This is a genomic window from Rathayibacter sp. AY1A7 (genome assembly GCF_002930845.1).
Classification (GTDB): Bacteria; Actinomycetota; Actinomycetes; order Actinomycetales; family Microbacteriaceae; genus Rathayibacter.
This window is the reverse complement of the sequence record NZ_PSTL01000017.1, coordinates 20,572-38,992: the sequence shown is the minus strand read 5'-3', so window position 1 is coordinate 38,992 and position 18,421 is coordinate 20,572. Positions and strand designations below refer to the sequence as shown.

The window sequence follows — 18,421 nt, the reverse complement described above, 5'->3', positions numbered from 1 at the left end:
GTCTCGTCAGAGACGGGAGGTCGTCAGATGCTGGCGCGGATCAGATGTCGTCGACGGAGGACGACTCGAACCGGGAGGAGATGTTGATGCCGAGCTCTTCCGCGGCGCGGTAGACCTCGTCATCGGTGTCGCGCAGGCTGACCGCGGTGCCGTCGGCCGAGAGGACCTCGACGTTCAGGCACAGGGACTGCATCTCCTTGATGAGGACCTTGAAGGACTCCGGGATGCCGGGCTCCTGGATGTTCTCGCCCTTGACGATGGCCTCGTACACCTTCACTCGGCCGAGGATGTCGTCCGACTTGATGGTGAGGAGCTCCTGGAGGGCGTAGGCGGCGCCGTAGGCCTCGAGGGCCCACACCTCCATCTCGCCGAAGCGCTGGCCGCCGAACTGCGCCTTACCACCGAGCGGCTGCTGGGTGATCATCGAGTACGGGCCCGTCGAGCGCGCGTGGATCTTGTCGTCGACGAGGTGGTGCAGCTTCAGGATGTACATGTAGCCGACCGAGACCGGGTCCGGGAAGGGCTCCCCGGAGCGGCCGTCGAACAGCTGCGTCTTGCCGGACGAGCCGATCAGGCGCTCTCCGTCGCGGGTCGGGGTGGTGGAGTCGAGGAGCCCTGCGAGCTCCTCCTCCGCCGCGCCGTCGAAGACGGGGGTCGCGACCTTGGTGCCGGGCGCCGCCTCGCGGGCGTGCTCGGGCAGGCGCGCGGCCCACTCCGGCTGGCCCTCGACCTTCCAGCCCTGCTTCGCGATCCACCCGAGGTGGATCTCGAGGACCTGGCCGAAGTTCATGCGGCCGGGGACGCCGAGCGGGTTGAGGACGATGTCGACCGGGGTGCCGTCGGCGAGGAACGGCATGTCCTCGACCGGCAGGATCTTCGAGATGACGCCCTTGTTGCCGTGGCGGCCGGCGAGCTTGTCGCCCTCGGTGATCTTGCGCTTCTGGGCGATGTAGACGACCACGCGCTGGTTGACGCCCGAGCCGAGCTCGTCGTCGCCGTCCTGCGCGTCGAACACCTTGACGCCGATGATCGTGCCCTGCTCGCCGTGGGGCACCTTCAGCGACGTGTCGCGGACCTCGCGGCTCTTCTCGTTGAAGATCGCGCGGAGCAGGCGCTCCTCGGCCGAGAGCTCGGTCTCGCCCTTGGGCGTGACCTTGCCGACGAGGATGTCGCCGGGGCGGACCTCGGCGCCGATGCGGATGATGCCGCGCTCGTCCAGGTCGGCCAGGAGCTCCGGGCTGACGTTGGGGAGGTCGCGGGTGATCTCCTCCTTGCCCAGCTTGGTGTCGCGGGCGTCGACCTCGTACTCCTCGATGTGGATCGAGGAGAGGACGTCGTCCTTCACCAGGTTCTGGCTGAGGATGATCGCGTCCTCGAAGTTGTGGCCCTCCCACGGCATGAACGCGACGAGCAGGTTCTTGCCCAGCGCGAGCTCGCCGTTCTCGGTGGCGGGGCCGTCGGCGACGACCTCGCCGACCTCGATGCGCTCGCCGGCCGAGACGACCACGCGGTTGTTGTACGAGGTGCCCTGGTTGGAGCGGTCGAACTTGCGGAGGAAGTAGGTCTGCGTGCCGCCCTCGTCCAGCTGGACGGTGACGGAGTCGGCGGAGACCTCCTGGACGACACCGGCCTTGTCGGCGGTGATGACGTCGCCGGCGTCGATGGCCGCGAAGCCCTCCATGCCGGTTCCGACGACGGGCGACTCGCTGCGCAGCAGCGGGACGGCCTGACGCTGCATGTTCGCTCCCATGAGCGCGCGGTTCGCGTCGTCGTGCTCGAGGAACGGGATCAGCGAGGTCGCGACCGAGACCATCTGGCGCGGCGAGACGTCCATGTAGTGGACGCGCTCGGCGTCGACGAGCTCGACCTCTCCGCCCTTGGGGCGGACGAGGACCTTGCCCTCCGCGAAGCGGAAGTCCTTCGTGAGGGGGGCGTTCGCCTGGGCGACCAGGTACTCGTCCTCCTCGGACGCGGTGAGGTAGTCGATCTGCGAGGTGACGGTGCCGTCGACGACCTTGCGGTACGGGGTCTCGATGAAGCCGAACGAGTTGATGCGCGCGAAGGACGCGAGCGATCCGATCAGGCCGATGTTCGGGCCTTCCGGGGTCTCGATCGGGCACATGCGGCCGTAGTGCGAGGGGTGGACGTCGCGGACCTCGACGCCGGCGCGCTCACGGGAGAGTCCGCCGGGGCCGAGCGCCGACAGGCGGCGCTTGTGGGTCAGACCCGCGAGCGGGTTGTTCTGGTCCATGAACTGCGACAGCTGGCTGGTCCCGAAGAACTCCTTGATCGCGGCGACGACGGGGCGCACGTTGATCAGGGTCTGCGGGGTGATCGCCTCGATGTCCTGCGTGGTCATGCGCTCGCGGACGACGCGCTCCATGCGGGACAGTCCGGTGCGGACCTGGTTCTGGATCAGCTCGCCGACCGCGCGGATGCGGCGGTTGCCGAAGTGGTCGATGTCGTCGACGTCGAGACGCAGCTCGACCGGCTCGCCGTCGCGCACGCCGGGGAGGGCGGTGCGGCCGTCGTGCAGGGCGACCAGGTACTTGATGGTCGCGATGATGTCCTCGACCGTGAGCACCGAGTCGGACAGCGCCTTGTCGATGCCGAGCTTGCGGTTGATCTTGTAGCGGCCGACCTTCGCGAGGTCGTAGCGCTTGGAGTTGAAGTAGAAGTTGTCCAGCAGCGCGCGGGCGGCCTCGGCGGCGACCTGCTCGCCCGGACGGAGCTTGCGGTAGATGTCGCGGAGGGCGTCCTCCTTGGTGAGGATGTTGTCCTTCTCGAGGGTCAGCTCGATCGACTCGTAGCCGGCGAACTGCTCGAGGATCTCCTCGCTCGTCAGGCCGAGGGCCTTGAGGAACACGGTGACCGACTGCTTGCGCTTGCGGTCGATGCGCACGCCGACCTGGTCGCGCTTGTCGATCTCGAACTCGAGCCAGGCGCCGCGGCTCGGGATGACGCGGGCGGAGTAGATGTCCTTGTCGGACGTCTTCTCCTGCTGGCGCTCGAAGTAGACGCCGGGGCTGCGCACGAGCTGGGACACGACGACACGCTCGGTGCCGTTGATGATGAACGTGCCCTTCTCGGTCATCAGCGGGAAGTCGCCCATGAAGACCGTCTGGGTCTTGATCTCACCCGTGAGGTGGTTCATGAACTCGGCCTCGACGTACAGCGGAGCGGCGTAGGTCTTGCCGCGCTCCTTGCACTCCTCGATCGTGTACTTCTCGGGCTCGAGGTACGGGTTCGTGAAGCTCAGCTGCATCGTCTCGCTGAGGTCCTCGATCGGGGAGATCTCCTCGAAGATCTCGTCGAGGCCGGAGTTGGCGGGGAGGTCCTCCCGGCCGGCGGCCTTCGCCTCGGCGACGCGGGTCTTCCACGCCTCCGAGCCGACGAGCCAGTCGAAGCTCTCGGTCTGCAGCGCGAGCAGATCCGGAACGGTCAGGGTGTCGCTGATCTTGGCGAACGAGAGACGCGAAGCTCCGCGTCCGTTCTTGGGTGAGGTGGTGGTCGCGGTGGACGCAGCAGCCAAGGAAGGAACCTCCGTAGACCCTCGCGGGTCTCAATCTGTGGGATGTGTGGAGTGGGCTCCCGCCGGACGGGCCGCCACCCCTGCCCGCACGCCGTGCGGACCGAGGCGACTCGGTCTTGGGGGCGGGGCTAGAGTGTGGCAACGGCATCCACCATCTGATGCCGGGTTCCGGTGACCTGCCGACCGCGATATGAGGGCATGGGTACTCGGGAGCGCAAAGTACGAATATAGCCGCATCGCGCCACGCCGCGCAAGTGCGGATGCTTGCGCCGCCCCGCGGGGTCCGGTATACGAGGCCACGGCCTCCCGGATCGATCCGACCAGGCCGGGCGCGGAGCCCCGCCGTCCCGCCGCCGCGGCAGACTGGTCGGATGCAGGAACGCACCGGCCGCCGACGCGGAGACGACTCCGAGCACCCCCGCGCCGTGCTCGCCAGCGGGTACACCGCGCGGATCGAGCCCGACCGCCACTCGCCCGAGGCGGCGACCCTGGTCGTCGACGGCACTCCGCAGTCGCACGTCGACCTCGCGGATCCGACGCACCTCTCGTTCGAGTACGTCCGCCGGATCGGCCACGCGATCGACCTCGTCGCCCCCGAGGGCGAGAGCGTCACGGCGCTCCACCTGGGCGCCGGAGCGCTGACCCTCCCCCGCTACGTCGCCGCGACCCGGCCGGGCTCGCGCCAGCAGGTCGTCGAGATCGAGGGCGCTCTGGTCGAGCTGGTGCGCGAGGCGCTCCCGCTCCCCCGCGGGGCGCAGATCCGCATCCGCCAGGGCGACGCCCGCGAGGTGCTCGGCAAGCTGCCGCCCGGGCTGCGCGGCACGGTCGACGTGGTCGTCGTCGACATCTTCTCGGGCGCGCGCACTCCCGCGCACGTGACCAGCGCCGAGTTCTACGGGGCGATCGCGCCGCTGCTCGCCCCCGGCGGCCTGATCGCTGTGAACGTGGCCGACGGCGGCGCGCTCGCCTTCGCCCGCGCCCAGGCCGCGACGCTCGCCTCCGTCTTCGCGCACACCGCGATCATGACCGACACCCAGATGCTCAAGGCCAAGCGCTTCGGGAACGTGGTGATGCTCGCCTCGGCCGATCCGCTGCCGCTCGACGGCCTGCCGCGGCGCCTCGCCTCCGACCCCGCCCCCTCCAAGCTGGTGCAGGGGCGGGAGCTCGAGAACTTCATCGCCGGCGCCCTCGTCGTCACGGACGCGACCGCCACCCCGTCGCCGCTGCCGGCGCGGAGCATCTTCCAGGTGCGACGGGGCTGATCCGGGCCGCGCGTCGGGGCGCCGTCCGGGGACCCGCCGGTACACTCGACGCCGGGGTCAGCGACCCCGACCGTCCTCTCGTCCGCCGCGCGCGACGACCCGGATCCGCACTCCACGAGGAAGCATCGCCCTGAGCATCATCATCCGCCACGACCCCGCGACCCTCCACGAGGAGATCGACGTCGACGCCGCCCAGGAGCGCCTGGGAGAGATCGGCGCGCTGCGCAGCCTCGCCGCGCTCACCGAGAAGGCGGAGCTGCTGCGCCTGCTCGGGCGCGTCGACGAGGCGTGGGACCTCGCGAACGAGGCCGTCCGCCGCACCCGATTCTCCGGCGACCGCGCCGAGCTGCTCACCGCCCGTGTCCGCCGCGCCCGCCTCATGCAGCTGCGGGGCCGCACCGACGAGGCCCTCTCGGAGCTCGCGCTCTGCGTCGAGGAGGCGCGCACGCACGAGTGGCACCTCGAGCACTCCTTCGCGCTCAAGCACCGCGGCCTCACCTTCTTCGAGCTGGGCGAGTACGGCCGGGCGATGCGCGACTTCGACGCCGCGACCGCCCTCGGCGAGCGCGTCGGGGTCCCCGAGGAGGAGCTCGAGGTCGCGCGCCTGGGCTACGCCGCCGCCTCCGAGTTCCAGGACGGGACCGACCGCGAAGCCCGCACCGACGGCACCGCCCGCGGCCGCCGCCGCGCCGACGGCGACGAGTCCTAGGCAGCGCCACCGGTGGCCGACCTCGAGGACGTGGCCCGCTGGGCCGACGCGCTGATCGAGGAGCACCTCGACCCCTCCTGGTCCTTCGCGCTCGACCACGCGCGCACCCGCGGCGGCGCCTGCCACTGGACGCGCCGCCGGATCACGGTCTCGCGCCACCTCGCAACCCGCTGGAGCGACGAGGAGGTCCGGCAGACCCTCCTGCACGAGGTCGCTCACGCGCTCGCGGGGCCCGACGCCGGGCACGGACCGCAGTGGCGGCGGATCGCGGCGCGGCTCGGCTACACGGGATCGCGCACCCACAGCAACCCGACCGCGGACGAGCTCGCGCCGTGGGTCGGCACCTGCCCGGGCGGACACCTCTTCTACCGCCATCGCCGGCCCACCCGGCCCCTGGCCTGCGGCCGCTGCGCGCGCCGGTTCGAGCCCGCGAACGCGATCCAGTGGCGGCGCCGACCGGTCCCGGCGCCGTGACCGCGGACGAGGCCCCGCACGGCGGGCGCACGCCGGTCACCGGGCAGTGGCTCCCCGAGGCCGACGGCCGGCGCTGGTGGTTCGACTCCGGAAGCCTCGCACTCGACTTCGCCACGACGGGAGCACTGCCTCCGGGAGCGGCCGAGCACCTCGACTCCGACGCCGCCCTGGCCGCCTGGCTCGCCGAGCGCTTCGAGGCGGTCGGCCCCGAGAGCCGGGACGCGCGCCTCGACGACGCGCTGATGCTCCGGGGCGCGATCGCCCGGCTGGCCGTCGCGGCCGAGGCCGGCACCGCGCCCGACCCGCGCGACGTCGACGTGGTCAACCTGGTCGCGGCGATGCCCGATATCCCGCCGGTGCTGAGCGGCGGATCGCGGCAGGCAGGACGGCTCCACGCGGCGGGCAGGCAGGCGCTCGCGTCCATCGCCCGGGAGGCCGTGGGGCTGCTGGGTCCGGCCGCGACCGGACGGCTGCGGCGCTGCGCGGATCCGGAGTGCCGGATGCTCTACCTCGACACGTCCCGAGCCGGGTCGCGCCGCTGGTGCTCGATGCAGCGCTGCGGGAACCGGTCGAAGGTCCGGGCCTACCGCGCGCGCGCCGCCGCCCCGCGCGGCTGACGCACCGCGCGGCTGAGGCACCGCCGCGGCACCGGGAGCGGCACCGCGGCGGGACGGGTCAGTCGGAGACGCGGACCGAGCGGTCGAAGGCGACGTAGCCCGAGAAGTCCTTGCCGACGCGGTCGAACGCCGTCGGGTAGGGGTGCGGGTACGACCAGGCCTTGTCCTTCTGCAGGCCGTCGCCGGTCTGCACCGAGAAGTACTGGCACTCGCCCTTCCACGGGCAGGTGTAGGGCGTGGGGCTCTCGACGAGCACGCCCTCGGCGATGCTCGACGGCGGGAAGTACCAGTTGCCCTCGATCGAGATCAGGTCGGAGTCGGGGGCGTCGGCGAGGACGACGTCGTTGAGGACGGCTTTCATGCGGGCCAGCTTTCGGTCGGGGCGGGGACGGAGGGACCGCCTCCGCCGAACGCTACGCCGGGGGCGGGCGAGTGGTCGAGGCGGCGGCTCGGATCCGCAGGGGCTTGTGCGCTCCGCGGACGCCCTGCACCGCTCGGAGGCCGCGCCCGCCGGAGCGGCGGGTCAGCGGAGGACCGCCACCTCGTCGACGGTGTCGACCCGGGCAGCGGCCCGGACCTCGTCCGCCCGCCCCTCGGCGGCGAGCAGGCGGCCGGACTCGGACGCGGTGAGCAGATGCGCGCACGCCCGGCGCAGGCCCTCGTAGGACGCGCAGGCCACCGCGGCCTCGGGCGAGACGTGGTCGATGCCCAGCCCGATGAGCGCGTCGACGACGGCGCCGGCCGCCAGCTGGTCCTCCATCGCGAACCGCGCCGCTCCGCTGTCATCGATGTCGCCGAGGGCGATCACGTTGACGCTGGTGCGCCCGCCGTTCTCGTGCTGGCGCTCCAGGATCCAGCGGGCGACGGCCGAGCGGTCGGCCAGGCCCGCGCGGACGACGCGGCCCTCCACTCCCCCGAGGTCGGGGCTCTCGCCTCCGGGCAGAGCGTCGACGAGCACCGTGACGTGGGCGGGGGCGAGCACGCGGAGGGCGCGGGCCCCCCACTCGAAGCGGATCTGGTAGGTCGACTGGTCGACGGAGGCGGCGGGAGCGGTCACCCTGACACGGTAGCGAGCACCGGAGGCGCATACACGTCCGGGGCTCCGCGCGCACCCGGTTCCCGCGCGGGGGCGGGCGGAGGAGGATGTCCCTCGTGAAGGTGATGCTCAAGCACGTGCTCGACACCGACGCCGACTCCGCCTGGCGCGCCCTGCAGAGTCCGGCCGTGTTCCGGGAGGTGATGTCCCCGCTCCTGACCGCCGCGTCGCTGGACGAGGGCGGCTTCCGCCCGACCTGGGGGCTCGGCTCCCACGAGGTCGCGATGGACGCCCTCGGGATCGTGCCGATGGGCGCGCAGGAGATCGACCTCTCCTACCGCCGCGTCCCCTCGATGCCCGACGTGCGGATCCTGCGCGACAGCGGCGGGCCCCTCACCGGCTCCCTCCGCCTGATCACCGCGTGGGACCACCGCATGGCCGTCGCCCCGCTCCCCGACGGGCGCACGCTCTTCCGCGACCGCCTCGAGTTCTCGGCGGGCCTCGCCTCGGCCGCGCTCTGGCCGTCGATGTGGGCGTTCTGGCAGTGGCGCGGCATCCGCATCCGCTCCCTCGCCCCGTCCTGGCGCCACGATGTCGGTGCCGACACCCGCCCGCGCGGGGAGCCCGCCGCATGAGCCCCGACGGTGTCGCCGAGGAGGAGACCGAGCTGTCGCGCTCGGAGCTCCTGCGCCTCCAGTGGCCCTCCGCCGACGAGGAGGAGCAGGACGACGACGGCGTCTCGCCCCGCCGCCGCCTCACGAACGCGGTCGAGGTGTCGGACTGGCGCCGCCACGTCCAGGCCCTCTACGCGGAGGTGCGCCGGCTCTCGAACGTGGACCTGCTCGCCGCGCACGCGTCCTGGATCCGCGGGCGCAACGCGCTCTTCGCGCAGCACCCCTCCACCCCCCTCCTCCCGCCCGACCGTGCGCACTTCCGCTCGCTGCCGATCGCGCCCTACGACGCGGCCTGGCGCTTCGAGCTCGAGGTGGCCCCCGCCGAGGAGGCGCGGCGGATGGACGTGGAGACCGGCACCGACGGCACCGTCCCCTTCGAGCTGATCGGCACGGTCGAGGTGCCGGACGCCGGCAGCCTCGACGTCTGGCGCCTCGCGTCCTACGGAGGAGGCCTGTTCCTGCCGGTCAAGGACGCCCTCGCGGGGACACCCGGAGGCACCTACGGCGGTGGCCGCTACCTCCTGGACACCGTGAAGGGCGCCGACCTCGGTCCGGGCTCCGCCCCGGGGACGCTGGTCCTCGACTTCAACTTCGCCTACAACCCCTCCTGCGCCTACGACCCGGCCTGGGCCTGCCCGCTCGCCCAGGCGGGCAACCGGCTGCCGGTCGAGGTGCCGGTCGGCGAGCGCTACCGGGGCTGACACCGACCCTGGACGTTCTCGGAGGGTCGGCCGATAGCCTCCGGGCGGCGCCGTCGTGCGCCGGAAAGCAGGAAAGCCGCATGCCCCGTCCCGTCCTCCTCGTCACCGGAACCTCCACCGGCATCGGCCGCGCCACCGCGATCGAGGCCGCGCGCGCGGGCTGGCGGGTGGTCGCCACCGTGCGGGATCCGGAGCGGGCGGAGGGCCTGCGCGCCGCCGCCGCCGAGGCACGCGTCGAGCTCGACCTGCGGGCGCTCGACGTGACCGACGCGGACTCCGTCGCGGGCTGCCTCCGCGCCGTGGAGGAGGAGCTCGGCGGTCTCGACGCCCTCGTGAACAACGCCGGAGCCGGCCACCTCGGCACCCTCGAGCTGGAGGATCCGGAGGAGCTGCGCCGCGTGATGGAGGTCAACTTCTTCGGCACCGTCGCGGTCACCCGCGCCGCGATGCCGATGCTGCGCTCGTCCCGCGGTCGCATCGTCACCGTCTCGAGCGTCGGCGGCGCGATCGGGCAGCCGTTCAACGAGGACTACTGCGCGGCGAAGTTCGCGGTCGAGGGGTTCTTCGAGGCGCTCGCCCCGGTCGCCGCCTCCGTCGGCGTCCACGTGTCGCTGATCGAGCCGGGAGCGGTCCGCAGCAGCTTCGTCGAGAACGTCGGCATCGACGCGGCGGCGATGCTCGCGCAGGCCGGCCCCTACTCGCCGGCGCTCGGCGCCTACCTCGACCGCGCCGCGTCGTCCTTCTCCTCGACCCACGCGCAGGACCCGTCCGACGTCGCCGCCGTCATCCTGAAGACCCTGCGCGACCCGGAGCCGGCCTTCCGCGTGCAGACCTCGGACTGGGCGGGCGACTTCGTCGGGACCAAGCTGAGCGACCGCGACGGCTCCCGCGTGCAGGCCGCGATGCGCGGATGGATCGGCATCCACTAGAGTGGAATGGTGCGAGCGCAGCGACTGCGCTCCCCCGCGTCGTAGAACGCCCCTTGTCCCCTAGGACTCTGACCGTCGAGGATCCGTCCCGACCATCTGGCGCACGTGCATGAGGCCCCCGGCCGCGCGCACCGAATCGTACGGCGAACGGATGTGACCACCGTCACCTTCGCCCGAACGCCGATCACCCGCGCCCCGGCCACCGCCCGCGCGTCCTCGATCGGCATGATGCCCCCGAAAGGCACCACTCCATGTCGAACACCCCCCTCTCCTTCAGCGCCCTCGGCGTGCCGGCCCCCCTCGTGGCCGCGCTCACCGCGAGCGGCATCACCGAGCCCTTCCCGATCCAGGTCGACACGCTGCCCGACACCCTCGGCGGACGCGACGTCCTCGGCCGCGGCAAGACCGGCTCCGGCAAGACCCTCGCCTTCTCCATCCCGATGATCGCCCGCCTCGGCGGCTCGCTCGCCGGCGGACGCCGCCGCCCCGGCCGCCCGCTCGGACTCGTCCTCGCGCCGACCCGCGAGCTCGCCACGCAGATCACCGCCGCGATGCAGCCCCTCGCCGACGCCTACGGCATCGTCACCACCACGATCTTCGGAGGCGTCTCGCAGCAGCGCCAGGTCGCCGCGCTCAAGCAGGGCGTCGACATCGTCGTGGCCTGCCCGGGCCGCCTCGAGGACCTGATGAAGCAGGGCTTCGTGAACCTCGACGCCGTCGAGATCACCGTGCTCGACGAGGCCGACCACATGGCCGACCTCGGCTTCCTGCCGGTCGTCACGCGCATCCTCGACAAGACCCCCCGCGGCGGGCAGCGCCTGCTGTTCTCCGCGACGCTCGACAACGGCGTGGACAAGCTGGTCAAGAAGTACCTCCAGAACGAGGTGCTCCACTCGGTCGACGAGGCCAACTCGCCGGTCGCGCTGATGACCCACCACGTGTTCGAGGTCGACGGCCTCGACGCCAAGAACGCGCTCGTGAAGACGCTCGCGTCCGGCACCGGCCGCCGCATCCTCTTCATGCGCACCAAGCACCACGCGAAGAAGCTCGCCAAGCAGCTCACCGGCCAGGGCATCCCCGCGGTCGACCTGCACGGCAACCTCTCGCAGGTCGCCCGCGACCGGAACCTCGCCGCGTTCGGCGCCGGCACCGTCAAGGTCCTCGTCGCCACCGACGTCGCCGCCCGCGGCGTGCACGTCGACGACGTCGAGCTCGTCATCCACGTCGACCCGCCGATGGAGCACAAGGCGTACCTGCACCGCTCGGGCCGCACCGCCCGCGCCGGCAGCGAGGGAGACGTCGTCACCGTCGTCCTGCCCACGCAACGCAGCGACGTAAAGACCCTCCTCCGCAAGGCCGCGATCCAGGTCGCGCCCCAGCAGGTGACGGCCGACTCGGCCGCCGTCGCGAAGCTCGTCGGCGACGTCGCTCCGTACGTCACCCCCAGCGCCGTCGTCGAGCCCGTCCGCGGCCAGTCGCAGGGCGGACGCTCGCAGGGCGCCAACGCGCAGCGCAAGCGCGCGGCCCGCACCGAGGGCACCGCCGCACCCCGCGGCGGACGCTCGACGGGTGCCGCGACCGGCGGAGGCGACCGCCCCCGCCGCGACCGCACCGCCGCCGAGGGACCCGCCCGCGGCGGCGCCCGCGGAGGCCGCAGCCGCTCGGCCGCCGGTGCCCCCTCGACCTCGGGCGGATCGCGCTCGTTCTACAGCACCGCGACCGGCGGAGCGGCCTCGGCCGCTCCCGCCCGCGAGTCCGCCGGCGGCGGCGCCCGCCGCGGCGGCCGGCGCGCGCAGGGCTGAGTCCGATTGTGCGCCGCGGAGCGGCGCACCGCGGTCGGCTTCAAGCACGGTCGCGACGCGCAGAGCGTGTCGCGACCGGCTAGGCCGATCCGCTCGCACGCGGATCGACCGTTCGCCTCGCGGGCAGCCGCGGAACGGCGCACCGCGGTCGGCTTCAAGCATGGTCGCGACGCGCAGAGCGTGTCGCGACCGGCTTGGTCGATCCGCTCGCACGCGGATCGACCGTTCGCCTCGAGGGGAGCGGCTGGTCCGGGGGCTGGGCGATCGGTGATCGCACGTCAACGCTCGTCCTGATCAGGGCGCCGACATCACGAAGGGCCGGGGCCCGCGACTACTGGTCGCGGGCCCCGGCCCTTCGTCGTTCACGCTTCACCTCTTCGAGCGGAGTCCCGCGCAGGGAGTTCCGGAAGTCCTCACCGCGTCATGATCAGGCGATCCCCTGCTGCGCCGTCGTTGGGCAGGGGCGCAGCCGCTCCTCGCCCGGTCACAGAGGTCCGGTGGACGCCGGATCCACGAGCCGAACGGCCGGGTCGCGTGCCGACGAATCGGTCCAGGCGGACGCCCGACGCTCCAGCCGGCCCGCCGTCCTTGCGAGCCGACCGCGGCGCGCCGCTATCGGCGCGCAGAAGGGAGCGCCGCGGCCGATCCGCGCCGCTAGGACAGGCGGCCGACGGAAGCGAGCGCGGCGCGGATCAGCGCGCCCCGCCCGCCCTCCATCTCGGCGGAGATCGCGTCGGAGCAGGCCTCGTCGGGGGTCATCCAGGTGAGCTCGAGGGCGTCCTGGCGGGGGTCGCAGGTGCCGGTGACGGGGACGACGTAGGCGAGGGAGACCGCGTGCTGGCGGTCGTCGGTGAACGGTCCCATGCCGGGCATCGGGAAGTACTCGGCGACGTGGAAGGGGAGCGGGCTCGCCGGGAGGAGGGGGAAGGCCATGGGACCGAGATCCTTCTCGAGGTGGCGGAACAGCGCGTCGCGCAGCGTCTCGCCGTACATCACGCGGCCCGAGACGATCGTGCGGGTGATCTGGCCGGAGGGGGTCGCGCGCAGGAGCACGCCGACCTCGGTGACCTGCCCGAGCCCGTCGACCCGGACGGGCACGGCCTCCACGTACAGCAGCGGGAGCCGCCGGCGGATCTCGGCGAGTTCGTCGTCGGACAGCCACCCGGAGTTCGGGTCAGGGGTGCGCACGCTCATGCAGCCATTCTCACCCTTCGCGGCTGGTGTTCCGACCGGCGGCGGCGATCCCGCACTCAGGGGGATGATGGTGCGATGGGAATCGACGCGAACGCGGTGCTGTGGTCCTCCTCCGAGCGCGACCGCGTCGGCAGGCCCCTCCTGGTGCTGCTGCACGGCTACGGCTCGCACGAGGGGGACCTGTTCTCGCTCGGCGCCTACCTGCCGCTGGAGCCGGTCCTCGCGTCCCTCCGGGCGCCTCTCGCCCTGGGCGGCGGGGCGAACGCGTGGTGGCCCCTCCGTGTTCCGCTGGTGCCGGACGAGCCGCGGGCCGATCCCGAGGCCGTCGAAGCGGCGGCGGCGGGGGTGATCGAGTGGCTCGACGGTCTGGAGCACCCGGGCCCGGTGGGGCTGCTGGGCTTCTCCCAGGGCGCCGCGCTGGCGGTGCAGCTGCTGCGGCGCGCGCCGGGCCGCTTCGCCTTCGCGGTCGCCCTGTCCGGGTTCGTGGTCCCGCTCGCCGAGGGCGACGACGCGGACGAGCGGCTCGCCCGCGAGCGTCCGCCGGTGTTCTGGGGCCGCGGGACGCTCGACACGGTGATCCCGGAGGAGCTCGTGCGGGACGCGGCGGCCTGGTTCCCGGAGCACACGTCGCTCGACGCCCGGGTCTACGAGGGCGTCGCCCACGGAGTCGGGCAGGCCGAGCTCGCCGACATCGGCACGTTCGTGCGTCTCGGCTTCGCCTGACGGACGGGCTCCCCCGCGTCAAGGGCTCGCCCCCGGGCCGCGGCCCCGGCAATGTCGGAGGTGGCAGGGAGGATGGATGCATGCCGGACGTCCTCGAGCGCTTCTCCCCCGCCACGCGCGCGTGGTTCGAGGGCGCGTTCCCGGCGCCGACCGCCGCCCAGGAGGGCGCCTGGTCGGCCATCTCGAGTGGAGCGCACGCCCTCGTGGTCGCTCCCACCGGCTCCGGCAAGACGCTCTCGGCCTTCCTCTGGGCGATCGACCGGCTCGTGCAGGGCCCGCCGCCGGAGGATCCGCAGCACCGCACGCGCGTGCTCTACGTCTCGCCGCTGAAGGCTCTCGGCGTCGACGTCGAGCGCAACCTCCGCTCGCCGCTCGTCGGCGTCACCCAGACGGCGCTGCGGCTGAGCGCCGAGGGCATCGGCAGCGCGCCGGCCACGGTCACCGTCGGGGTGCGGTCGGGAGACACGCCCGCCGCCGAGCGGCGCGTGCTGCAGAAGACGCCGCCGGACATCCTGATCACGACCCCCGAGTCGCTCTACCTCATGCTCACCTCGGCGGCGCGCGAGTCGCTCCGCGGCGTCGAGACGGTCATCGTCGACGAGGTCCACGCGGTCGCGTCGACCAAGCGCGGGGCGCACCTCGCCGTCTCCCTCGAGCGGCTCGACGCCCTGCTCCCGAAGCCGGTGCAGCGCATCGGCCTCTCGGCGACGGTGCGTCCGCGCGAGGAGGTGGCCCGGTTCCTCGCCGGCCGCTCCCCGGTCGCGATCGTGGCTCCGGCGTCCGAGAAGCAGTGGGACCTCAGCGTCGTCGTCCCGGTCGAGGACATGTCCGAGCTGGGGACGGCGGCTCCGCAGGACGGATCGACGATGGGGGCCACCGGTCCGCAGAGCGGGTCGATCTGGCCGCACGTCGAGGAGTCGATCGTCGACCGGGTCCTCGCGCACACCTCCTCCATCGTCTTCGCGAACTCCCGCCGCCTCGCCGAGCGGCTGACCGCCCGGCTCAACGAGATCTACGCCGAGCGCCGCGAGCTCGCCGCGGAGCGGGCGCGCGAGGCGGGCGAGCCCGTCGCCGTCGGGGCCCTGCTCGCCGAGGCGGCCTCCTCCTCCGTCCGCCGCTCCCCGGCCGAGGCGATGGGAGCGGCCGGGGGCACGAGCGGCAGCGGGCAGTCCGCGCCCGACGAGGAGCCGCTGCTCGCCCGCGCCCACCACGGCTCGGTGAGCAAGGAGCAGCGCGCGATCATCGAGGACGACCTGAAGTCCGGCCGCCTGCGCTGCGTGGTCGCGACCTCGAGTCTCGAGCTGGGGATCGACATGGGCGCGGTCGACCTCGTCGTCCAGGTCGAGACGCCGCCCTCGGTCGCGAGCGCCCTGCAGCGCGTGGGTCGAGCCGGCCACCAGGTCGGCGAGGTCTCGCGCGGGTCCTTCTACCCCAAGCACCGGGCCGACCTTCTCCACTCCGCCGTGACGACGGAGCGGATGCGCTCGGGCCTGATCGAGGCGATCGCCGTCCCCGCGAACCCGCTCGACATCCTCGCGCAGCAGACCGTCGCCGCGACGGCCCTCGAGAGCCTCGACGTGGACGACTGGTTCGACACCGTCCGCCGCAGCGCCCCGTTCGTGTCCCTGCCCCGCTCCGCCTACGAGGCGACCCTCGACCTGCTCTCGGGCCGCTACCCCTCCGACCAGTTCGCGGAGCTGCGGCCGCGCCTCGTCTGGGACCGCGACGCGAACACGCTCACCGGCCGGCCCGGCGCCCAGCGCCTCGCCGTCACCAGCGGCGGCACCATCCCCGACCGCGGGCTCTTCGGCGTGTTCATGGTCGGCGAGCCGGGCTCGACCGGCAATCGCGTCGGCGAGCTCGACGAGGAGATGGTCTACGAGTCCCGCGTCGGCGACGTCTTCGCGCTCGGAGCCACCAGCTGGCGCATCCAGGAGATCACCTACGACCGCGTGATCGTGACGCCGGCGTTCGGTGAGCCCGGGCGCCTCCCGTTCTGGAAGGGCGACTCGCAGGGGCGCCCCGCCGAGCTCGGCGAGGCGATCGGGGCGTTCACCCGCGAGGTGGGCGCCGCCGGCCCCGAGACGGCCCGCGAGCGCTGCACGGCGGCCGGGCTCGACGAGTACGCGACCAACAACCTCCTCTCCTTCCTCGACGAGCAGCGCCTGGCCACCGGGCAGATCCCGGACGACCGCACCCTCGTGCTCGAGCGCTTCCGCGACGAGCTGGGCGACTGGCGGCTGGTGCTGCACTCCCCGTACGGGATGCAGGTGCACTCGCCGTGGGCGCTCGCCATCGGCGCTCGCGTCCGCGAGCGGCACGGGGTCGACGGAGCGGCGATGGCCGGGGACGACGGCATCGTCGTGCGGATCCCCGACACGGAGTCGGAGCCGCCGGGCTCCGAGCTGTTCCTGTTCGAGCGCGAGGAGCTGGAGCAGCTGGTCACGAGCGAGGTCGGCGGCTCCGCCCTCTTCGCCGCCCGGTTCCGCGAGTGCGCGGCGCGGGCGCTCCTGCTCCCGAGGTACAACCCGGGCAAGCGCTCCCCGCTCTGGCAGCAGCGGCAGCGGGCGGCGCAGCTGCTCGACGTCGCCCGCACCTACCCGACCTTCCCGATCATCCTCGAGACCGTCCGCGAGTGCCTCCAGGACGTCTACGACCTGCCCGCGCTGCTCCGGCTCGCCGCACGGCTGGACGGGCGCGAGCTGCGGATCCTCGAGGTCGAGACGCCGACCGCCAGTCCGTTCGCGCGGTCCATGCTCTTCGGCTACGTCGCTGCCTTCATGTACGAGGGCGACAGCCCGCTCGCCGAGCGCCGCGCGGCGGCGCTCTCGGTCGACGCGACGCTCCTCGGCGAGCTGCTCGGCCGGGCGGAGCTGCGCGAGCTGCTCGACCCGGCCGTCCTCGCGCAGATCGAGCGCGAGCTGCAGCGCGTCGAGCCCGAGCGCCGCCTCCGCGGGCTCGAGGGCGCCGCCGACCTGCTCCGGCTGCTCGGCCCGCTGACGCTCGACGAGCTCGGGGAGCGCCTGGTCGACGAATCGGTCGCCTCGGCGGACGTCGCGAAGGCGCCCGCGATCGAGCGCGCGGTGCTCGAGGCCGACGTGGCCGCGCTCGTGAAGGCCAAGCGCGTCCTGCCCGTGGGCCTCGGCGGTGAGCAGCGGTACGCCGCGATGGAGGACGCCTCCCGGCTCCGCGACGCTCTCGGCGTGCCCCTGCCGATCGGTGTCCCCGTCGCCTTCATCGACCCCGTCCGCGATCCGCTCGGCGACCTCGTCGCCCGCTACGCGCGCACCCACGGCCCCTTCACCGCCGCCGCCGTCGCCACCCGCCTGGGCCTCGGCGTCGCGGTCGTCACCGACACCCTGCGCCGCCTCGCGGGCGAGCGCCGCGTCTCGGAGGGCGAGTTCCGCCCCACCGGCACCGGGACCGAGTGGTGCGACGCCGAGGTGCTGCGCCGCCTGCGCAGCCGCTCTCTCGCCGCGCTCCGCAAGGAGGTGGAGCCGGTGGACGCGGCCGCGTACGCCCGCTTCCTCCCCGCCTGGCAGCACGTCGGCGGCTCGCTCCGCGGTATCGACGGCGTGGCCTCCGTGATCGACCAGCTGGCCGGCGCGCCCATCCCCGCGTCCGCCTGGGAGTCGCTGATCCTGCCCGCCCGGGTGCGCGACTACTCCCCCGCGATGCTCGACGAGCTCACCGCGACCGGCGAGGTCCTCTGGGCCGGCGCGGGCACCCTGCCCGGCAACGACGGCTGGGTGAGCCTCCATCTCGCCGACACGGCAGGGCTGACCCTCCCCGTCCCCGCCGCCGAGTCCGTGACCCTGACCGAGCTCCAGCAGGAGATCGTCGGCGTGCTCGGCTCGGGCGGCGGCTACTTCTTCCGCCAGCTCTCCGACGCGGTCGGCTCCACCGACGACGCGGGCCTCGTCGAGGCCCTGTGGGAGCTGGTCTGGGCCGGGCTCGTCACGAACGACACCCTGGCGCCGCTGCGCACCCTCGTCGGCTCGACCGGCGGCGCGCACCGCCAGCCGCGCGCCCCCGCCCGCGCCCGCGCGCCCCGGGGCCGGATGACCGCCCGCCCCACGATGGCCACCCGCGTGGGGCCGCCGACCGCCGGCGGCCGCTGGTCGATCGTGCCGCTCGCGGAGTCGGACGCGACGATCCGCGGGCACGCGCTCGGCGAGACGCTGCTCGAGCGGTACGGGATCGTCACCCGCGGCTCCGTGCAGGCCGAGGGCGTCCTGGGCGGCTTCGCCCTCGCCTACAAGGTGCTGAGCGGCTTCGAGCAGCAGGGCCGCGCCCGGAGGGGCTACTTCATCGAGAAGCTGGGAGCAGCGCAGTTCGGCACAGCCGGCAGCGTCGACCGGCTCCGCACGTTCGCCCCGCAGGACGAGGCGCAGGAGCGCTCACGACCGGTGCTCGCGCTGGCGGCGACCGACCCCGCCAATCCGTTCGGCGCCGCTCTGCCGTGGCCGCAGGGCGAGGGGCACCGCCCCGGTCGGAAGGCCGGCGCGCTGGTCGCCGTCGTCGACGGAGCGCTCGCGGTCTACCTCGAGCGCGGCGGCAAGACCGCCCTCACCTTCACCGCCGACGAGGCGGCCCTCGCCGACGCGGCCGGCGCCCTCTCGCAGCTCGTGCGCTCCCGCGGGGTCGAGAAGCTGACCGTCGAGAAGATCGACGGCGTCTTCGCGCTCGGCACGCCCTTCGGCGACGCCCTCGTCGCCGCCGGCTTCGTCGCGAATCCGCGCGGCCTGAGGATGCGCTCGTGAGCGCC

General features: G+C 73.4%; 14 protein-coding genes. 10 read left to right on the top strand and 4 right to left on the bottom strand.

Going from position 1 to position 18,421, the window contains the following annotated elements; translation table 11 throughout:
- Positions 1–40: 40 nt before the first annotated feature.
- Positions 41–3,532 carry a DNA-directed RNA polymerase subunit beta gene (gene rpoB / locus C5B95_RS12845; protein ID WP_104224581.1) on the bottom strand — a complete coding sequence of 1,164 codons (3,492 nt, stop codon included), beginning with the start codon at positions 3,530–3,532 and terminating at the stop codon, positions 41–43.
- A 371-nt stretch (positions 3,533–3,903) separates the two neighbouring features.
- Between rpoB and C5B95_RS12840 the strand changes: the two genes are divergently transcribed.
- The 4 genes from C5B95_RS12840 (at position 3,904) to C5B95_RS12825 (ending at position 6,594) form a co-directional block, all read left to right on the top strand.
- Entirely contained in the window at positions 3,904–4,794 is an 891-nt protein-coding gene (locus C5B95_RS12840) for a spermidine synthase (RefSeq protein ID WP_104349344.1), read from the top strand.
- A gap of 379 nt (positions 4,795–5,173) precedes the next feature.
- Positions 5,174–5,503 (top strand): hypothetical protein, encoded by a 330-nt coding sequence (locus C5B95_RS17560; protein WP_181027192.1) that lies wholly within the window; start codon positions 5,174–5,176, stop codon positions 5,501–5,503.
- Between the two features lie 12 nt (positions 5,504–5,515).
- Positions 5,516–5,977, top strand: coding sequence for a SprT-like domain-containing protein (locus tag C5B95_RS12830; protein WP_104349343.1), 462 nt, complete (start codon positions 5,516–5,518; stop codon positions 5,975–5,977).
- Positions 5,947–6,594 carry a CGNR zinc finger domain-containing protein gene (locus C5B95_RS12825; RefSeq protein WP_258059997.1) on the top strand — a complete coding sequence of 216 codons (648 nt, stop codon included), beginning with the start codon at positions 5,947–5,949 and terminating at the stop codon, positions 6,592–6,594. Before C5B95_RS12830 ends, C5B95_RS12825 begins: the two co-directional genes overlap by 31 nt.
- A gap of 58 nt (positions 6,595–6,652) precedes the next feature.
- On the opposite strand, the gene C5B95_RS12820 is transcribed toward C5B95_RS12825, so the two are convergent.
- Both C5B95_RS12820 and C5B95_RS12815 read right to left on the bottom strand, forming a co-directional pair.
- Positions 6,653–6,955, bottom strand: coding sequence for a DUF427 domain-containing protein (locus tag C5B95_RS12820; protein ID WP_104224584.1), 303 nt, complete (start codon positions 6,953–6,955; stop codon positions 6,653–6,655).
- A 162-nt stretch (positions 6,956–7,117) separates the two neighbouring features.
- Positions 7,118–7,651, bottom strand: a complete 534-nt coding sequence (locus tag C5B95_RS12815; protein ID WP_104292493.1) for a 2-phosphosulfolactate phosphatase — start codon at positions 7,649–7,651, stop codon at positions 7,118–7,120.
- Between the two features lie 86 nt (positions 7,652–7,737).
- Here C5B95_RS12815 and C5B95_RS12810 point away from each other — a divergent pair, with 86 nt between their 5' ends.
- From C5B95_RS12810 to C5B95_RS12795, 4 genes are all read left to right on the top strand, one after another.
- On the top strand, positions 7,738–8,265 hold the full coding sequence (locus tag C5B95_RS12810; protein ID WP_258059996.1) for a hypothetical protein: 528 nt from the start codon (positions 7,738–7,740) through the stop codon (positions 8,263–8,265).
- Positions 8,262–9,005, top strand: a complete 744-nt coding sequence (locus tag C5B95_RS12805; RefSeq protein ID WP_104349342.1) for a DUF1684 domain-containing protein — start codon at positions 8,262–8,264, stop codon at positions 9,003–9,005. Before C5B95_RS12810 ends, C5B95_RS12805 begins: the two co-directional genes overlap by 4 nt.
- An 80-nt stretch (positions 9,006–9,085) precedes the next feature.
- A complete protein-coding gene (locus tag C5B95_RS12800) occupies positions 9,086–9,934 on the top strand; it encodes an SDR family oxidoreductase (RefSeq protein ID WP_104233932.1) in 849 nt (282 codons plus the stop codon).
- 251 nt (positions 9,935–10,185) lie between these two features.
- Positions 10,186–11,736, top strand: a complete 1,551-nt coding sequence (locus C5B95_RS12795; RefSeq protein WP_104225114.1) for a DEAD/DEAH box helicase — start codon at positions 10,186–10,188, stop codon at positions 11,734–11,736.
- A 654-nt stretch (positions 11,737–12,390) separates the two neighbouring features.
- Here C5B95_RS12795 and C5B95_RS12790 read toward each other — a convergent pair.
- Complete coding sequence (locus C5B95_RS12790; RefSeq protein WP_104225113.1) at positions 12,391–12,930, bottom strand: NUDIX hydrolase family protein; 540 nt, start codon at positions 12,928–12,930, stop codon at positions 12,391–12,393.
- Between the two features lie 75 nt (positions 12,931–13,005).
- On the opposite strand from C5B95_RS12790, the gene C5B95_RS12785 reads away from it, so the two are divergent.
- Both C5B95_RS12785 and C5B95_RS12780 read left to right on the top strand, forming a co-directional pair.
- Positions 13,006–13,653, top strand: a complete 648-nt coding sequence (locus C5B95_RS12785; protein WP_104295955.1) for an alpha/beta hydrolase — start codon at positions 13,006–13,008, stop codon at positions 13,651–13,653.
- Positions 13,654–13,733: 80 nt separating this feature from the next.
- Positions 13,734–18,416, top strand: a complete 4,683-nt coding sequence (locus C5B95_RS12780) for an ATP-dependent helicase (RefSeq protein ID WP_104349341.1) — start codon at positions 13,734–13,736, stop codon at positions 18,414–18,416.
- The last annotated feature ends 5 nt before the right edge of the window (positions 18,417–18,421 follow it).

Bases quoted from the DNA above. Each gene is read 5' to 3' on its own strand.
- C5B95_RS12810 (WP_258059996.1), top strand. From the start codon at position 7,738: ATGTCCCTCGTGAAGGTGATGCTCAAGCACGTGCTCGACACCGACGCC.
- C5B95_RS12790 (WP_104225113.1), bottom strand. From the start codon at position 12,930: ATGAGCGTGCGCACCCCTGACCCGAACTCCGGGTGGCTGTCCGACGAC.
- C5B95_RS12805 (WP_104349342.1), top strand. From the start codon at position 8,262: ATGAGCCCCGACGGTGTCGCCGAGGAGGAGACCGAGCTGTCGCGCTCG.
- C5B95_RS12785 (WP_104295955.1), top strand. From the start codon at position 13,006: ATGGGAATCGACGCGAACGCGGTGCTGTGGTCCTCCTCCGAGCGCGAC.
- C5B95_RS12780 (WP_104349341.1), top strand. From the start codon at position 13,734: ATGCCGGACGTCCTCGAGCGCTTCTCCCCCGCCACGCGCGCGTGGTTC.
- C5B95_RS12820 (WP_104224584.1), bottom strand. From the start codon at position 6,955: ATGAAAGCCGTCCTCAACGACGTCGTCCTCGCCGACGCCCCCGACTCC.
- C5B95_RS12840 (WP_104349344.1), top strand. From the start codon at position 3,904: ATGCAGGAACGCACCGGCCGCCGACGCGGAGACGACTCCGAGCACCCC.
- C5B95_RS12800 (WP_104233932.1), top strand. From the start codon at position 9,086: ATGCCCCGTCCCGTCCTCCTCGTCACCGGAACCTCCACCGGCATCGGC.
- C5B95_RS12795 (WP_104225114.1), top strand. From the start codon at position 10,186: ATGTCGAACACCCCCCTCTCCTTCAGCGCCCTCGGCGTGCCGGCCCCC.
- C5B95_RS17560 (WP_181027192.1), top strand. From the start codon at position 5,174: ATGCAGCTGCGGGGCCGCACCGACGAGGCCCTCTCGGAGCTCGCGCTC.